Consider the following 16,075-nt stretch of genomic DNA (forward strand, 5'->3'; position numbering starts at 1 on the left):
GATTCTTCTCATCTGAAGACGGATTCGCCTGTCTTGCTTGTCAGACCGGTAAGCTCGCAGGGCTCGGCCAGATCTGCTTTGCCGACGATCCAGAGGTAGTCGTAAAGCTTGCGCTCCTCGTCGCCGACCTTCTCGCCTTCGACAAAAGCACCGATGGTCAGAACCGACGCGTCTGCCTGGGCAAGGACCTGATAAAGAGAGCGGTCCTTACGGCCGTGGCCACGACCGACCTGCAGCAGAACACCACGCTTCAACATCCGGGCCTGCTCTGCGGCATCGGCCATGGAAAGATCGCGCCGGATCTGATGGTCAGCGTTCCGCGCCGCCTGCTGGTTCGAGATCAGTCCACAATGTGCTGCCATCATTGCTTTCGTCCAGCTTTCGCGGACAGCGGTTTCGGCTGCACCGAGCCGCTTGCGGATCGCCTTTTTCTCGTTTGGCGTCAGTTCGCCCGTGCGTCCATCCTTCTCTGCCAGATCGCCGCCATGCAACGGAACCCGAAGGCTGAATGTGCGCTCAACGAGCGGAAGCCAATTGTCGAACGACGGCCAGCCTCGAGTCCACCATTTCAGTTCTGCGCCCAGTCCGGCGGGTGTTTCCGGATGATTTTCGCGATAACGGGCAATTGCCGCGTCGTCGTCGCGTGAAAGCATTTCCATCACGACAGTTACGGGACGATCATCCTTTGCCATAGCCGACAGCACGCAGGACGACGCAACCGCCTGTTCCCTGACACCATGTCGTTCACCGAAAAGCAGGTAATCCACCTTGCCGACGCGACCGGCGAGGTCGGCAAAAGAGATCAGACGGCTGCTGGACACTTCTTCGATCCTGCCCGTGCATTCAGTGAACTCGCCCGGCGCAGTCAATCCTTGTCCGGCCATGGATAGCCAGCCTGCCGCCATCAGTCCGGCGATCAACACGTGGCGGGCTCTCCCTGCGTATATCTCCCTGTCTGGTCTCATGGTGTTGCCGCATCCAGCGCGTCGATGCCGGCGCTGATCCCATTGAGTGAAACCTTGAGCGGAATGGTGGTTGCCTTGGTGTCCTTGAGAGCGACCATCAGAACATTTCCCTTGCGCAATGAGCCCAGCAGCGAACCGCTGAGAGCAAAGCCGGCGTGGCATCCGGAGATATTGCAGGTCTCGAAGATAACGCGCTGAACCTGCCCGCCATCGATCTTCAACTCCAGACCTGCCGGCAGATAGACGTTCAGCGGCGTCGAAATGATCGCGACACGTTGTTTTCCCTGCCTTGCAATGTTGAACAGAAAGACGACATCCTTCCCGCCGTTGACGGCCTGCGCCTGCTGGAGACGGCATGCCGCGCTTTCCGCTTTCGGCGTGGCGGAAGCCGCCTGCGGCTTGCAGACCAGTTCCCAGTCGCCATAACGTTTGGGCTCTACGACTGCTTCTGCCGCAACCCCGAAAGTCTCTTCCCGGACAGCGGGAGCCTTGCCGTCCTCCGCAATTGCGTTCGCCGCAGGAGCGATCAGCATCAATCCAACGGCAACAAGCGCCGCCATGCCAATTCCGGATACTGATGAGACCCGCCAGCGGCACAGCCCGAACGTGAGGTAATTATCGTCAGCATCTCTTGAGGGAGGATCGAACAAAAACGGCATGGCTCAAAAAACCTTCAAACGCAGTGTCATGAACAACTCGCCCTTTTCCTCGCTCACGCGTCGGCTTCGGCTGTCTTCGGCAACCCGCCAGGCGTAGCCGACATCGAAAGAAAGCCTTGGGCCGCCATATCGCAGGCCCACACCACTGCCGACCCGGTATCCGGTGACGTCATTGGCAACGTCGCGGCCGAGCCCTGTGTCGAGAAAGAGATAAGGGTTGAGACGGGAGAGGGTCGTTCGCGCCCATTCCGACGATGGGGCGGATATCTGCACTGTATCCTGGATGTCCGACGGCGCGCTTGATCCGGCTTTCCCCAACAGCAAATCGACCGGCATGGCGAATGCGACCTCGTTTCGCCACACCGCACCCCGGTCAGCCTTGAAGCTTCCGTTGGAAAACCCTCGTACCGAGCCACGCGAGCCGATCGTCATCTGGTCGTCGGAATAAAGCGCGGTTGCCGCCCATTGTGTCGACAGGCTGGAGGAAACGGAGGCGCGCCCGGGAAAGACATAAGACCCCGAAAGAGATGCATCCAGCTTTGTGAACTGGCTGTGGGGCGTGGAGGCGTCGATATCGTCGTCATCTTCGCGCGCATTGAAGATGGACAGCCCCTGGCTGGCCCCAATCCGGGCCGACACGTTGGCGCGTTCGAAAAAGCGACTGTAAGTCAGACCCGCCTGAAGTGGAGACACGCGCTGGTCCATCAGCCCAACGCCGTTGATGTAGCGGTTCTGTTCACGATGCGCGACCGTGAAATCGGCAACCAGCCGCTCCGTGCGCGACGAATGAACGATCCAGTCGGCACCCGCGCTGACGTTCCAGGTCGTCATGAACAACTCGGAAAGCGGGCCGAGGTCGATCATGTTTTCGGACCAGTCGCCCTTGAGCCTCATTGTGGCGCGTCCGACGGGAACCGCGAAATCACCGCTCAGCTCATTGGTCTCGACGCCGCTCTTAAGCGTCAGTCCCCACATGTCGTTGATGCCGATGAGATTGTCTTTCTCCGCCGTGATCCCAAAGCGAAGCTTATCCACACCTTCGATGGATTCCGTGTCGTAACCGCCATAGAGCCTGAACGCGTCATTGATGCGGTTCGTGATCTGCACATCGGAGGTCGCCGGCCTCTTGCCCGGAAGAAGCTCCGCCTTGGCCTTGTTCGAAGGAACCCTGTTGAGGCCATCAAGCGTGTCCTGCAGACGATCAACATGCAGGACATCGTCTTTCGCAATTGTGCCAGTCATCGCGATTCGGGCGGATGGCGGCAACAAGGTCAGGCGCTCAAGATCGTCATCAAGGCCCTCCCACCAGGCGTCTGCCTGCTGCACGAACTCTGAGATAGACGTGGATCGTGCGACGTTGCCACTTAATTCCGCCATGCGGGGAAAGAACACCTTATAAGGCTGCTCCTCCTCCTTATAGAGAACAGCATCGATCCGACCGGGCACAACTCGCAGGACCAGCGTCCTGCTGGCGGCGATGTCCTGTTCCGGCAGCCAGGCCTGCGTCGTGGCAAAACCCTTATCGACAAAAAGGCCGTTTACCGCCTTGAGCAATCCGCCGACGCTTTCGTTGCTCTGGCAAGGCAATGCAAAGGGTCTTGTCACGTCTTCCACAGCTTCGCCGCCAATAAGTTCGTGCCCGCCTTCAATGCGGATCGTATCAACGGGAAAACAGGGCGAAGCACCAGCCGTCGCATCGCGGGATGTGGAGCCGGCAAATGTTCGAATTGTCAGGGCAGGTTCCTGGGACGCGGCAACACCTGTATCTACCTGGCCCACGTTCGCCTCTGCCGACGGCCGTCTATTGAGATCATCTTGTGACCATGCCGTCTGTGGAGAAAAGCAAAAAGCTGCGCAAAGAATGACGACTGAACGCAAGGCGGGTGAGACTGACGCGATACCGCCGATCACCTTCTTACCGAAACCACTAGTAGATGGTATGGTGATTGCTGAAACCAGAAATCGCGCGTTGGCCAGATGTCTGGTCATCGATAAAGTTCAACCCCTTGTTGCCCAATGCGACGCATTAATCAATAGAGGGCATTTTGCAAGACAACTCTTGCGCGCTTAGCCAAATAATCAGAATTGCGTTACCAATTTACATCATCTGGTGCACTCGCCCTTTCGGAGGATCGAAACGAGGCCTACAGTAGGATCGATTTCGTCCGAAACAACAAGACGTCCTCTAAGGCGAAGCAGCACGTCAAAATTACAGTTAAGTATTTGCTATTGCTAATTCTCTCACCAAATAAAAAATGTTCGCCAAAGCAAAGCATGGTTTCTAGCAGAATGAAAAAGCGAAGCGGCATCTTCGATTTGCAATCATTGCCGCAGTTGAAAAAATCCCGAAATACGGCGAAGCCGGCGCAATATTCTAAAGGTCGAATGGCTAAGCAAGAGCGGGGAGAAACGATCTTTGCGTGTAATTTTTGTGATATCTGCGACGAGGGAACAAACCGTAGGTTCTTCCGCGATAAGATGTCCCAAATAGGGACATTTCATCGTCGATGCCGCATTAAACGTACAATCGAAATCGTGGAATGTGCGCACAGACGTCGCTCCACACTTCCTGGCGGACGCGATGATGCATCTATTACCGAAGACAGCGACTCCCATCCTGCCTAATGGTTATATCTCGTGAAGCCAACGATAATTCTCGACCACTTTGTCCCGTACTTGTTGGGGGCGGTCGCGAGCTTTGATTTCGTGGCTTTTCGTCGGCCAGCCACCGACGACCAGCTAACCTCGTCGTCCTTCCGCTCTTGAACGGATTCGAACAGATGTCTCCGCATGAACATGCTGGAAACGAAAGCCCGCCGCCTTAACGGCAGGCTCATTTCGATATGCGCCTCAAATTGACTTAACTCAATGAGAAACGCTCAGGCCGGAAAGTCGCGAGCATGGGATGTTCGGTGTGCGTCACAACCTCGAATGCGAGCAACTCGCCCACGATGAGACCGAGTGTTGCGCCGCTGTGGCTGAAGGCCACGTAATAACCGGGAATAGCCTTGATGGCTCCAATCACGGGTTCGCCATCACCCGGGATAGGCTTGCCGCCAACGCCGACGGACGCCACCTCGAGTTCAGGATTGCCCTCCAACACCTTGGCAGCCTCCGTCAGAAGTTCGGCAATAACGCTGTCATCAATCTCGTAGGTGCCGTCTGCGCGTACTGTCACCCCCTCCTCTGCCGCCCAGTCCGCATCCAGCGAGAAGGTGCCGCCAGGCGCGGGGCGAACAGCGACACGCGGTGTATTGAGGACTGCGCGCAGGGGATGGGCGAGCGGCTTGGTCTGCACGAGAAGGGCGATCGGGGTCCCGTCCCCGATGGTCTGCCCGCTTTCCGCAGCCATCTTTGGCACCGCCGGCCCGGTGGCGAGCACGACAGCATCCGCCCGATGGAGGTAACCTTTTGCGGTTTCCGCGCCAACGGCACGACCACCTTCGATCACGACCCGCGCAGCCCCCTGGTCCGTCACCAGAACGCCCCCGAGCCCGGAAAATTCCTTGAGAAGCACACCGATCAGTGTCGGCAGATCGACCCAGCCCTCCCCGGCATTGAAGATCGCACCCTGCGGGGTGATTGCGCCTGCGTCGAGACCCGGCGCGACACGGGCGACTTCGGCTGCGGAAAGCCGCTGCGCGTCATAGGCGAGCGAAACCTCGTGGCGATAGGCCCCGTCGATCTCGTTGCGCTCGTCATCCGCATCCCAGGTCAGTCCGCCATCGAAGCGCAGCCATTCCGCATCAGGGTTCTGAGCCGCGAGCGTGCGATAACGATCGATGCCGGCCATACGCAGCCGATGATAGGGTTCAGAGCGCATGCGCGCCGAGTTCAGCCATGAGAGCGAGCGGCCGGAGGCACCGTTGGCAGGCGGGCCGTCATTGAGGATAGTGACCTGGATGCCGCGCCGCGCGAGCTGCACGCCAGTGGAAACGCCGAAGATACCGGCACCGATGATGACGGCCGAAGAGATGGTGTTGTCGGTCATGGGGTTGGCTTTCAATCAATTGTCATACGGATGGGGTGAAGCGGTCAGGGCTCTTCCCAGCGGCCGCTGGCGGCGGAGCGGAAAAGTGCGTCGATCGCCTTCATGTTCACGATCGCATCGCCAAGCCCCGTCTCGAGCGGCTTGCCGGAGAGAACGGCCTCGGCAAATGCATCGACCTGTTCGCGATACTGGTCGACCGGCCCGATCGTAATTTCCTCGCGTCCGCCGCCGGCAAGATCGCGGCCATCATCGAAGATAAGGACGGTCGGCTCATCGGCCGGTGCATTGAAGGGAATGGGGATTTCCAGACGCCCGCGCGTTCCAAGCACCGTGACCTTCTGCGTGAGGGAGAGTTGCGTGGAACAGGTAAAGGCAAGCTGCCTTCCCTCCGGAAATGCCAGCAGCCCGCTCGTCAGCCGGTCGGTGCCGAAGACGGGATCGCGCTCCATGAGCGCGATCGCCCGCACCGGTTCCGTGTCGAACAGGAAGCGCGCCGTGTTGATGGCATAACAACCGACATCGAACAGACCGCCGCCGCCAATATCGGCCTGGTTGCGCACATTCCCGGGGTCATCGAGATAATAGGAAAAGATCGTCTGGATGGCTCTGACCTCGCCAAGGCGCCCCTCGGCGATCATCGCACGCGCCTTCTTCCATTGCGGATGGTGGCGCACCATGAAGGCCTCCGCAACCGGCAGGCCTGTCGCCTTTTGTGCGATCGCCAGTTCCATCGCCTGCGCGGCATCGAGCGCGATTGGCTTCTCGCAGAGCACGGGTTTGCCCTGCTCCAGCGCCTTGATCGTCAGGGGCACATGCAGATGATTGGGCAAAGGGTTGTAGATTGCATCTATTTCCGGATCAGCAAGCAGATACTCGTAGCTGCCATAGGACTTGGCGATGCCGAAGCGGGCCGCCATTTCCTTCGCCTTGGCGGCATCGCGCGAGGCGATCGCCGCAACGTGTCCCAGGCGGCTGGACTGGATGGCGGGAATGACCGCCTTGGCGGCGATGCCCGCGCAACCGAGCACGCCCCATCGTATCGTTCTTGTCATCTTTTTCTCCTCTCGACGCTCAGAGCACTTCCGCAAGGAAACGCTGAAGACGTGGGCTCTGCGGATTGTCGAATATCGCCTCCGGCGTGCCGGCTTCCACCACGCGACCCTCGTCCATGAAGACAACCTGATCGGCCACCCGGCGGGCGAAGCCCATTTCATGCGTGACGACGACCATGGTCATGCCGCGCGTGCCGAGTTCTGCCATCAAGTTGAGCACGCCCTTGACCAGCTCCGGATCAAGCGCACTCGTCACCTCATCGAAGAGGATGACTTCCGGTTCCATCGCGAGCGCACGGGCGATGGCGACGCGCTGCTGCTGCCCGCCGGAAAGACCGCCGGGACGGTGATGCTGGCGGCTCGCAAGACCGACGTCGGCAAGCCTTGCCTTGGCAATGCGCTCGGCCTCGGCTGCCGGCAGCCCCTTGATCTTCGTCAGTGACAGCATGACGTTTTCCAGCGCCGTGTGATCCGGAAAGAGGTTGAAATGCTGGAAGACCATGCCGACCCGGCGGCGCAGCGTTTCCGGCTTCATGGCAAGAATGCTTTCACCATCGATGAGAATATCGCCGCTCTTCGGCTCGACCAGACGGTTTAGCCCACGCAACAGGGTCGATTTTCCGGAACCGGACGGGCCGATGATGCAGGTGACGCTGCCCGGCTTCACCGAGAGGTCGACACCCTTCAGCACGTCTAGATCGCCATAGGCCATGCCGAGACGGCGCACATCGAGGCTACCGCCCTTGAAGGAGACACCGGTGGCGCGGGCTGCACTGTCGAGTTCACTAACCTCCTCCAGCCCACTGGTGATGGTCGAGGGGCGCTGCTTGCCAATCCGCAGGCGATTGTCGATCGCATTGACGACATGGGTGAGCGGCACGGTGACGATGAGATAAAATACGCCCGCCAGCAGCAGCGGTGAAAGATTGCCCGTCACCACCGCCTGATCCTGCCCTACGCGAAAAATCTCACGCTCGGAGGCCAGAAGCCCAAGGAAATAAACAAGGCTCGAATCCTTGACGTTTCCGATGAACTGGTTGACGAGGGCCGGCAGCACGCGGCGCACGCCCTGCGGCACGACGATAAGGCGCATGCCCTGGCCGTAGCTCATCGACAGAGCCCGGCAGGCCTCCATCTGGCCACGGTCGACGCTCTGGATACCAGAGCGGAAAATTTCGCCAATATAGGCGCCGGCAATCAGGCTGAGCGCCAGAATGCCGAGCGGATAAGGCGACGGGCCGAAGAGTTCGCGGCCGATGCGGGCAAAGCCCTGACCGATCAGGAGGATTGTAACGATGGCCGGCAGGCCGCGGAAAATATCCGTATAGAGACGAGCGGGGATGCGCAGCCAGGGCGAGCGGGAAATGCCCATGATGGCGAGCATCATGCCGATGGCGACGCCAAGCACCGTCGAGGTCGCAGCCAGGATCAGCGTATTCTTCAGGCCAACCGTGATCATGGTCGGCAGCACTTCGGCCATGGCGTTCCAGTCGAGGAAGCTACGGCGCAGGTTTTCAAGCCAGTTCATCAGGATATCCCTTGAAAGAAAGGCCGGTCCGACCGGTAAGGGCCGGACCGGAAGGCGGCATCACTGCTTGGGAAGATATGCCTGCGGCATCGGCGTGCCGGGGAACCATTTTTCGTGCAGCTTTTTCCAGGTGCCGTCCTGCATGGCCTCTTTCAGGCTCTTGTTGAGCGCCTCGCGCAATGCATCGTTACCCTTGCGGATGACGAAGCCGGCCGGTGCATCGAAGCTCGGAATATTGACTGCAACCTTCAGCGCCGGGTAACGGGCGGAATAGTCCTTTGCCGCCTCGAAATCGAGGAAATGGGCATCGACCGTGCCGTTGTTGAGGGCGGAAACGGCAGAGTTGTTGTCCGGGAACTTCACGAGATCGGTGCCGGCAAAATTCTTTTCGGCATAGATTTCCTGAAGCGTACCCTGCACGACGCCGAGACGCTTGCCCTTGAGGCCCGCTGCATCGGTGATGCCGGCCTCCGGAGTAAGGACGCTCAGGAAACCTGCGAGATAACCGTCGGAGAAATCAACGGTCTCCTTGCGCTTGGCCGTCGTACCGATTGCGGCGGCTGCAACATCGAAGCGGCCGTTGGCGACCGAGGGCATCAGGGCCGAGAATTCCTGGCCGGTGAAGACCACCTGCTCCTTCTTGAAGCCAAGGCGTCCGGCGACATTGAGGAAAAGCTCGATGTCGAAGCCGGTAAAGTTACCGTCGGCGGTGGTGAAGGCATAGGGCTTGGCATCGCCCATCGTGCCGACACTGATGGTGGCGGGATCGATGAGGCCAAGCGGATTGTCGGCAAGCGCCGGCGTCGCCGCGCCTGAGAGGACACCGAGCGTGACCGCGATGGCGGTGGCACGGATTTTGGCAAAGGGGGAAGTGAAGGCTTCGGTAAATCGCATTGGTTTCGTCTCCTCTGGTGTCGTTGTCTGCGATGTATTCAAGGCGCACGGGTCCCATCCGGACGGCGGCATGACCTCACACGCCCGGCCCATGCAGTTCGCATGTCGGAAGTCTTTTATATATTTGAGACCGGTCTCAATAAGAAAGAGACCGGTCTCTTTGATTATTGGCAATTGTTATCTTCGCATTTGCCAGTCGTCAAGTTCTCTTGTAAGGCTACCGTTTATGGACAAGAGCCTACCTAAAACTACCTCCGTCACCGTGGCTGACGTCGCGCGCAGGGCCGGCGTCTCGAAGGCAACGGCTGCGCGCGTGCTGGGCGGCTACGGAACTGTCAGCGACCGGGTGCGCGAGGCCGTCACCGCCGCCGCTGATTACCTCGACTATCGCCCCAATGAGCTTGCCCGCAGCATGACCACGGGTCGTTCCGGCACCATCGGCGTAGTGGTGGGTGATATCGAGAACCCTTTCTTCAGTCTCGGCGTCCGCGGCATCACCGATGTTGCCCGACAGGCAGGTTTCACCGTCATCCTTATCAATTCGGGCGAGGACGTCGTTGTGGAAAGGGCGGCCATCCGGACTCTGCTTGCCAGACGTGTCGACGGCCTCATCGTCTCACCGGCCAAGGAAACTGACGTCGAGCACCTGCATGAAGTTGTCCGCTCCGGGTTGCCGCTTGCGTTGCTCGACCGCGGAAGCGACACGCTCGACGTCGACACCGTTATTGCTGACGACCGGCATGCCGCCGAAAACATCACGCGCCGGCTGATTGCGCTCGGCCACCGCCGCATCGCTTATCTTACCGCCTGCGATACGCCGGACCATCGCTTCCATAGGGCAGAAGACATCGGTACCGGTTCCGTGCGACGGCGCATCGAAGGATATCTTGACGTCTGCCGTGAGACTGGCCTGACCGACATGGAGGACTGGGTGAAGGTCGGGGCCGTCACGCCGGAAGACACACATCGGATCGTTACCGAAATGCTCCAATCGGGACAGCCTCCGACGGCAATCATTGCATCGGACAGTATAATCGGCCTGGAGGTGTTCAAGATTCATCGTCAATTGGGGCTTAGCATTCCGGACGACCTGTCGCTGGTCCTGTTCCACGACGCGGACTGGACGTCTGTAACGACCCCCCCCGTTACCGTCGTGCGCCAACCTGTCTACGATCTTGGAGCGACAGCAGCGAAGCTTCTGGTTGAGCGATTAAATGGCGGAGATCAGAAGGCCCGCAAGGTCGTTCTGAAAACTGAAATCGTTGAACGGGCCTCCACGCGAAAAGCCACATGACCCTGGAGACGGTTCTTGACGGGATATGGGCTCCAGCTGCGCCTGTATGGTGGAGCCGCCCGGGCTAAATGTTGAGCCTTGCTGTAGATTTACGCGGTATCAACGTTGGAGCAGACACAAGAATCGGGTTGTCACGGAGGGCAGTTGTGTGCGTGAGCAAGTCGAGCGCGTTGGCGGCGATCTGATCGAAGGGAACGCGCAGCGTCGTAAGCGGTGTCGGGAGATGGCTGACAATGGGGATATCATTGTAGCCGACGAGGGACACGTCGTCGGGCACAGAAATCCCCATCTTGCTTAATGCCGAGAGGGCACCGATCGCCGTATTGTCGTTGACTGCAAAAATTGCAGTCGGGCGGGGTTCAAGCGCCATGAGCTTTTCAACCGCTTCTGCTCCGGACTGAATACCAAACGTCGACGCGACGATCATATCAGGATCAATCGCAAGTGATGCCTCTTCAAGGGCCTGCCTGTAGCCTTCGACCCGTCCGGTCGCGCTGGATGCGTAGTTTGGTCCCGCAATCACGCCTATTCGCTTGTGCCCCAAATCCAGTAAATGACGCGTTGCGAGATAGCCGCCAAGCCGATCATCCCCCACCGCGGACAGGCTGTGATGATCCGTTCTGAGCGCCAGCACATACGGTATACCACGTTCTCTCAGTTCATCCGGAAAATCATCATCGTCACGCGCCGTGGACAGGATCAATCCATCGACACCTCTATTGAGAAGTGATTCCGCTGCCAGACGGTCCGCCTGCGGTTTGTCCTCCGTCGTTGCCACAATGGCGAATCGTCCGGTCCGGGCGCAGGCTTTGGCGATTGCTTCATAAAGCATCGCCATGACGGTATCCGTTAGACGCGGAACGATGACGCCGATCGTCATTGTGCTGCCGCGCCGCAAGCTGGCCGCCGAGACATCCCTCACATAACCGAGGTCCGCTGCGATCTTGCGAACACGCCTGGCTGTTTCGCTATCGGACCGCGGCAGTCGCTCATCGAGGATGCGCGAGACAGTTGATTTCGACACTCCAGCTGCACTGGCGACGCTGTGCACAGTCACGCGCGGTTGTCGCGGACGCTCTTTTGATTCCATTATCTTTTTTCCATTCCGATTCTTTCTTCGGGCATACGCCCAATACATTGCACGAAAAAGGCAGTTGACTCCAGAACAATCAGGATCGATATTGGGAACGTTCCCGTTAACGATCCCATCTGCTGATCGATTAAGGACAGCAGCTGATAAGGAGGAGAAATCAGATGCAACCCATGGACCTTCGCGGCCTCAGCCCGGCACCCGTCACTGCTTTCACGCGGGATGGCGAGGTCGACTACGCAGCCAATGCCAAAATCGCCAAGTGGCTCGCCTCGATGGAAGGCGTAAAGAGCCTTGTCATTCTCGGCCATGCCGGCGAAGGCACGTTTCTGACCGAAGACGAGCGCCTGGAGCTCATCCGCGTCTACGTTGATGCTGTTGGCGGCTCTCTCCCCATCATTGCCGGCATTACCGGCGAGGGCACCCGGGTGGCTGCTGCAGAGGCCAAGAAGTGCAAGGCTGCCGGTGCCACCGGCGCGCTAGTTTATCCCAACCATGGCTGGCTTCGTTTCGGTTTCCAGAAAGGTGCTCCGCAGGACCGCTACAAGGCGATATGGGAAGAGTCCGGCTTGCAGGAAATCCTGTTCCAGTATCCTGACGTGACCAAGGCGTCCTATGACCTTGACACGCAGCTGGCAATCGCGACCCAGCCCGGCGTCGTTGCGACGAAGAACGGCGTACGCAACATGAAGCGCTGGTATGTGGAAATCCCTGAACTGAAGAAGGCCAATCCGAACCTGCAGGTCCTCAGTTGCCATGATGAGTGGCTGCTACCGACGATGTTTGACGTCGACGGTCTGCTCGTCGGCTATGGTAACATCGCGCCTGAGCTCCTGATCGACCTGATCAAGGCTGGCAAGGCGCAGGACTATCCGCAAGCACGCAAGATCTTCGAACAATTGCTGCCGGTAACCCGTGCGGTCTACCACCGCGGCTCCCATATGGAAGGCACTGTCGCTCTCAAACTTGGCCTGGTCCACCGCGGGGTCCTTGATCATGCGACCATCCGCGAGCCGTTGAAAAACCTCGGCGAAAAGGCGGAACAGGAAATCTTCGCAGCCTTCGATGCCGCGGGCATTGGCCGGGTCGAGCAGTTGCTGGCCGCCGAGTAACCTTTCGCCGCCCCGCGCGATCGCGTTGGGCGGCAAGCCTCATGACCGGGCGTCGAGCGCAAAAGCCGGGTGATGCCGATACAATTTTATCTCTGACAGGAAAACAGAAACACCGTAGCAACGACGACGAAGCACATCCGTAGCCGGGAGAGAGATAGGCGGCGGGTCGAGGAGGAAATCATGAATATCATGCAGCCACTACGGGCTGACGCGACGGCTGTTGCCGATCCGCAGGCCGACATCAGCGCCCGTCTGGAGCGCCTTCCTATCACAAGAGAAGTATTCTGGGCCCGCAACATTGTGGGGGCCGCAACCTTCTTCGATGGTTACACGGTGATCGCCATTGCCTATGCGATGCCGGTTCTCGTCCGGGAATGGGGGCTCAACCCATCCCAGACGGGCATGATCCTGTCGATGGGATACCTTGGGCAACTCATTGGCGCCATCCTGTTCGGCTGGCTCGCGGAAAAGATCGGTCGGCTGAAAGTCCTGCTGTTCACCATTCTGTTGTTCGTCAGCATGGACGTTGCCTGCCTCTTCGCCGCGGGCGCCGGCATGATGATGGCGTTTCGCTTCGTACAGGGGATAGGCACCGGCGGGGAAGTACCTGTCGCCAGTGCATACATTAACGAGTTGATCGGCTCGAAAGGTCGCGGTCGCTTTTTCCTGCTCTATGAAGTCATGTTCCTGCTCGGCCTCGTTGGCGCCGGTCTGATCGGCTACTTCATGGTTCCAGTCTACGGCTGGAAAGCAATGTTCGTCGTGGGTCTGGTGCCCGCGATCCTGATGATTCCGCTGCGGTGGTTTCTGAAAGAATCCCCGCGCTGGCTGGCGGCAACCGGCCGGTATGATGAGGCCGACGCTATAGTAACGCGTATGGAAGAAAGCGCTCGAGCCTCCGGGAAGGAGCTTCCCGAGCCACGGATCATCGCGACGCCTGTCAAGCGTACATCCGACTGGAAGGAACTGTTCCAGGGAATCTATCTGAAACGCACCCTGTCGATCTGCGCGATGTGGTTCTGCGCCTACATGGTGGCGAACGGAACGATTACCTGGCTGCCGACGCTCTATCGCCAGACCTTCAATCTGCCGCTCGAGACAAGCATTCTGTATGGCTTCATGACATCCGCGGCAGGCGTGGTCGCTGCCGTCATTTGCGCACTGCTGATCGACAAGGTCGGTCGCAAACGCTGGTATGCAGGGGCGCTGCTTCTGGCTCCCGTGCCCCTTGCCATTCTGGCGTGGCTGGGCGCGACATCGCCCATGCAGGTACTGATCCTTGCAGGCCTTGCCTATGCCATCGTGCAGACCGTGACCTTCTCACTGTATCTGTATTCGGCGGAAATCTACCCGACCCGCATGCGCGCAATCGGCACGGGTGCTGGCAGCGCCTGGCTGCGTCTCGGTTCCTCCGCTGGTCCCATGCTTGTGGGGTTCGTGATGTCATCAATGGGCATTCAGTACGTGTTTGCGACCTTCGCCGTCATTCTGGTCGTTGGTGCTGTTGTGACGATGCTGTTTGCGGTGGAGACCAAAGGCAAGGTACTCGAGGAACTGTCCCCGTAAGAACGAAGCGAGACGTCTTCGCCGATTTCTGACCGCCCCTTGGGTAGCCGAGGGGCGGTCGCATGCCGCGTGCTGTCTGTCTTCCTCACGGCGTTCGCCGTGTTTGCTGCGGTCTTTCCATGGAAGAATTTGAAGCTCAGGCAATAACTGAAGCCGGCTTCCGTTGAGAGGCGGTATTCAGGCGCTGGATCGAAACACAGGATTGCCTAAAACGGAGGCCGGAAACCATTTCTGCTGCCGGTCAGCCGCCGAGCAAGGCCCGGCGGCCACAATATTGTTCATTGGCGGGTTAGCTGTGCGTGATCTTTGTACCCAGAACCTTCAGGCATTCGCGCATGAATGCTGCAAGGCCCGTCCAGCCCTTGGCCGAAACCAGGTTTCCGTCGAGGTGAGCCTCGGTGGGCTTGACGTCGATATAGATACCGCCAACAGCTGTTACTTCAGGTTCGCAGGCGCCAAGACCGGCAACCTTCCTGCCCTTCAGCACGCCGGGTACCGCCATCAGAATCTGCACGCCGTGGCAGATGGTGAAGATCGGCTTACCGGTCTCGTGGAAATGGCGAACCATGGCCTGAATGCGCTTGTCGGTGCGGATATATTCCGGACCGCGACCGCCGGCAGCATAGACCGCATCATAGTCCTCGACCCGGACTTCGGAAAAGGTCTTGTTGATATCAGCGTAGTGGCCGAGTTTTTCCGTATAGGTCTGGTCGCCCTCGAAATCGTGCAGCGACGTCTTGATGCGGTCGCCGGCCTTCTTGTCCGGGCAGATGACGTGCACCGTATGGCCCACCGCTTCCATCCCCTGCTGAAACACGAAAATTTCGTATTCCTCGGTAAACTCGCCGGTCAGCATGAGGATTTTCTTGCCGCTCATGTCATGTCTCCTGTTGTCATTGATTTGGGGTAGCGCCCGGAAACGCCCGGGCACCGTTTTGAATCAGAAGGGGGAAGCCGGGAAATAGAACTGATCGGCATTTTCCGGCGTGATCAGCGGCGCACCGAGCAGGAACGAGCCACGTACCGGGGCCTGTCCGTTAAACTGCGCGGCCGTCATATACATGGCCGACTTGATCATCGATGGCGGGTAAGGCGTCGAGATCGGCGTGCGCACGTTCTTCTCCTTCACCATCTCGATGACCTGCTTCATGCCGTTGCCGCCAAGTGCGAACTTGATGTCCTTGCGTCCGGCATTGTCGACAGCCTCGAGAACGCCGAGCAACATATCGTCGTCATTGGCCCAGACGGCATCGATCTTCGGATATTTCGCCAGATAATCCTGCATCAGCTTGAAGGCCTCGTCCTGGTTCCAGTTGGCATACTGGATGTCGAGGATCTTGATGTTGCTCTTGTTGACGACATCAGAGAAGCCTTTGATGCGCTCATCATCGATGACGGTGGGGATGCCGCGCAAGACGACGATTTGACCCTCGCCACCCAGCTTGTCCACCAGCCAGTGTGCCGTGTTGGCGCCGACTGCGATGTTGTCGCCGGCGACATAGAGATCCTGCACACTTGGATCGGTAAGACCGCGGTCAACCACGGAAATAAAGGTGCCCTTCTGCTTGATCTGCTCGACCGGACCAGTCAACTCCTCCGAGGTGAAGGGCAGGATGACGAGCGCATCGAGTTTGCGGCTTGCTGAGAGATCCTCAAGCGCCGAGACCTGGGCGGTGGCGGAAGCTGCCGTCGACAGCACCACATCGATATTCGGGAAAGCGGCCTCGATTTCCTTTTCGGCCTGCTCGGCATGGTAGACGACTCCCCCCGTCCATCCATGCGTCGCGGCCGGGATCGACACGGCGATCGTCACCTTCTTGTCTTCGGCCTGAACGCTGCCAAGCGGCAGGACAAGGGCCAATGCGGCTGTCGATAACAACAGTCCGGCTTTCTGGATAATAGACTTCATTTTCTCCTCCTTTTG

Annotated in this window: 13 protein-coding genes; 3 read left to right on the forward strand and 10 right to left on the reverse strand. The window is 59.0% G+C overall.

The features are described 5' to 3' along the window. Positions 1 to 8: 8 nt before the first annotated feature. The 7 genes from DA915_RS20265 to DA915_RS20295 all read right to left on the reverse strand — a co-directional run bounded on the left by DA915_RS20265 (position 9) and on the right by DA915_RS20295 (position 9,089). A complete protein-coding gene (locus tag DA915_RS20265) occupies positions 9 to 923 on the reverse strand; it encodes a ChaN family lipoprotein (protein WP_244600770.1) in 915 nt (304 codons plus the stop codon). A 38-nt stretch (positions 924 to 961) separates the two neighbouring features. Continuing rightward, positions 962 to 1,525: an invasion associated locus B family protein gene (locus DA915_RS20270; protein ID WP_107677090.1), complete on the reverse strand. Its 564-nt coding sequence runs from the start codon at positions 1,523 to 1,525 to the stop codon at positions 962 to 964. A 102-nt stretch (positions 1,526 to 1,627) separates the two neighbouring features. Continuing rightward, positions 1,628 to 3,403, reverse strand: coding sequence for a ShlB/FhaC/HecB family hemolysin secretion/activation protein (locus DA915_RS20275; protein WP_244600771.1), 1,776 nt, complete (start codon positions 3,401 to 3,403; stop codon positions 1,628 to 1,630). Between the two features lie 1,081 nt (positions 3,404 to 4,484). Next, positions 4,485 to 5,615, reverse strand: coding sequence for an FAD-binding oxidoreductase (locus DA915_RS20280; protein WP_107677091.1), 1,131 nt, complete (start codon positions 5,613 to 5,615; stop codon positions 4,485 to 4,487). 44 nt (positions 5,616 to 5,659) lie between these two features. Then, on the reverse strand, positions 5,660 to 6,667 hold the full coding sequence (locus tag DA915_RS20285) for a Gfo/Idh/MocA family protein (RefSeq protein WP_107677092.1): 1,008 nt from the start codon (positions 6,665 to 6,667) through the stop codon (positions 5,660 to 5,662). A gap of 19 nt (positions 6,668 to 6,686) precedes the next feature. After that, positions 6,687 to 8,195, reverse strand: a complete 1,509-nt coding sequence (locus DA915_RS29425; RefSeq protein WP_099086661.1) for an amino acid ABC transporter permease/ATP-binding protein — start codon at positions 8,193 to 8,195, stop codon at positions 6,687 to 6,689. A gap of 60 nt (positions 8,196 to 8,255) precedes the next feature. Beyond that, positions 8,256 to 9,089 carry an ABC transporter substrate-binding protein gene (locus tag DA915_RS20295; protein WP_107677093.1) on the reverse strand — a complete coding sequence of 278 codons (834 nt, stop codon included), beginning with the start codon at positions 9,087 to 9,089 and terminating at the stop codon, positions 8,256 to 8,258. Positions 9,090 to 9,315: 226 nt separating this feature from the next. Here DA915_RS20295 and DA915_RS20300 point away from each other — a divergent pair, with 226 nt between their 5' ends. Further along, positions 9,316 to 10,383 (forward strand): LacI family DNA-binding transcriptional regulator, encoded by a 1,068-nt coding sequence (locus DA915_RS20300; protein ID WP_107677094.1) that lies wholly within the window; start codon positions 9,316 to 9,318, stop codon positions 10,381 to 10,383. 64 nt (positions 10,384 to 10,447) lie between these two features. Here the strand turns inward: DA915_RS20300 and DA915_RS20305 are convergent, their stop codons facing one another. Then, a complete protein-coding gene (locus tag DA915_RS20305; RefSeq protein WP_107677095.1) occupies positions 10,448 to 11,473 on the reverse strand; it encodes a LacI family DNA-binding transcriptional regulator in 1,026 nt (341 codons plus the stop codon). A gap of 164 nt (positions 11,474 to 11,637) precedes the next feature. On the opposite strand from DA915_RS20305, the gene DA915_RS20310 reads away from it, so the two are divergent. Then, complete coding sequence (locus DA915_RS20310; protein ID WP_192886617.1) at positions 11,638 to 12,585, forward strand: dihydrodipicolinate synthase family protein; 948 nt, start codon at positions 11,638 to 11,640, stop codon at positions 12,583 to 12,585. Positions 12,586 to 12,765: 180 nt separating this feature from the next. Next, complete coding sequence (locus tag DA915_RS20315) at positions 12,766 to 14,151, forward strand: MFS transporter (protein ID WP_107677096.1); 1,386 nt, start codon at positions 12,766 to 12,768, stop codon at positions 14,149 to 14,151. Positions 14,152 to 14,440: 289 nt separating this feature from the next. On the opposite strand, the gene DA915_RS20320 is transcribed toward DA915_RS20315, so the two are convergent. Next, the gene (locus tag DA915_RS20320; RefSeq protein ID WP_107677097.1) at positions 14,441 to 15,028 is read right to left on the reverse strand and encodes a DJ-1/PfpI family protein; all 588 of its coding nucleotides are present in this window, start codon (positions 15,026 to 15,028) and stop codon (positions 14,441 to 14,443) included. Positions 15,029 to 15,091: 63 nt separating this feature from the next. After that, positions 15,092 to 16,060 (reverse strand): substrate-binding domain-containing protein, encoded by a 969-nt coding sequence (locus DA915_RS20325; protein WP_107677098.1) that lies wholly within the window; start codon positions 16,058 to 16,060, stop codon positions 15,092 to 15,094. Positions 16,061 to 16,075: the final 15 nt, after the last annotated feature.

The sequence above is a fragment of the Agrobacterium sp. LAD9 genome (assembly GCF_003031125.1).
GTDB classification, from domain to species: domain Bacteria; phylum Pseudomonadota; class Alphaproteobacteria; order Rhizobiales; family Rhizobiaceae; genus Agrobacterium; species Agrobacterium radiobacter.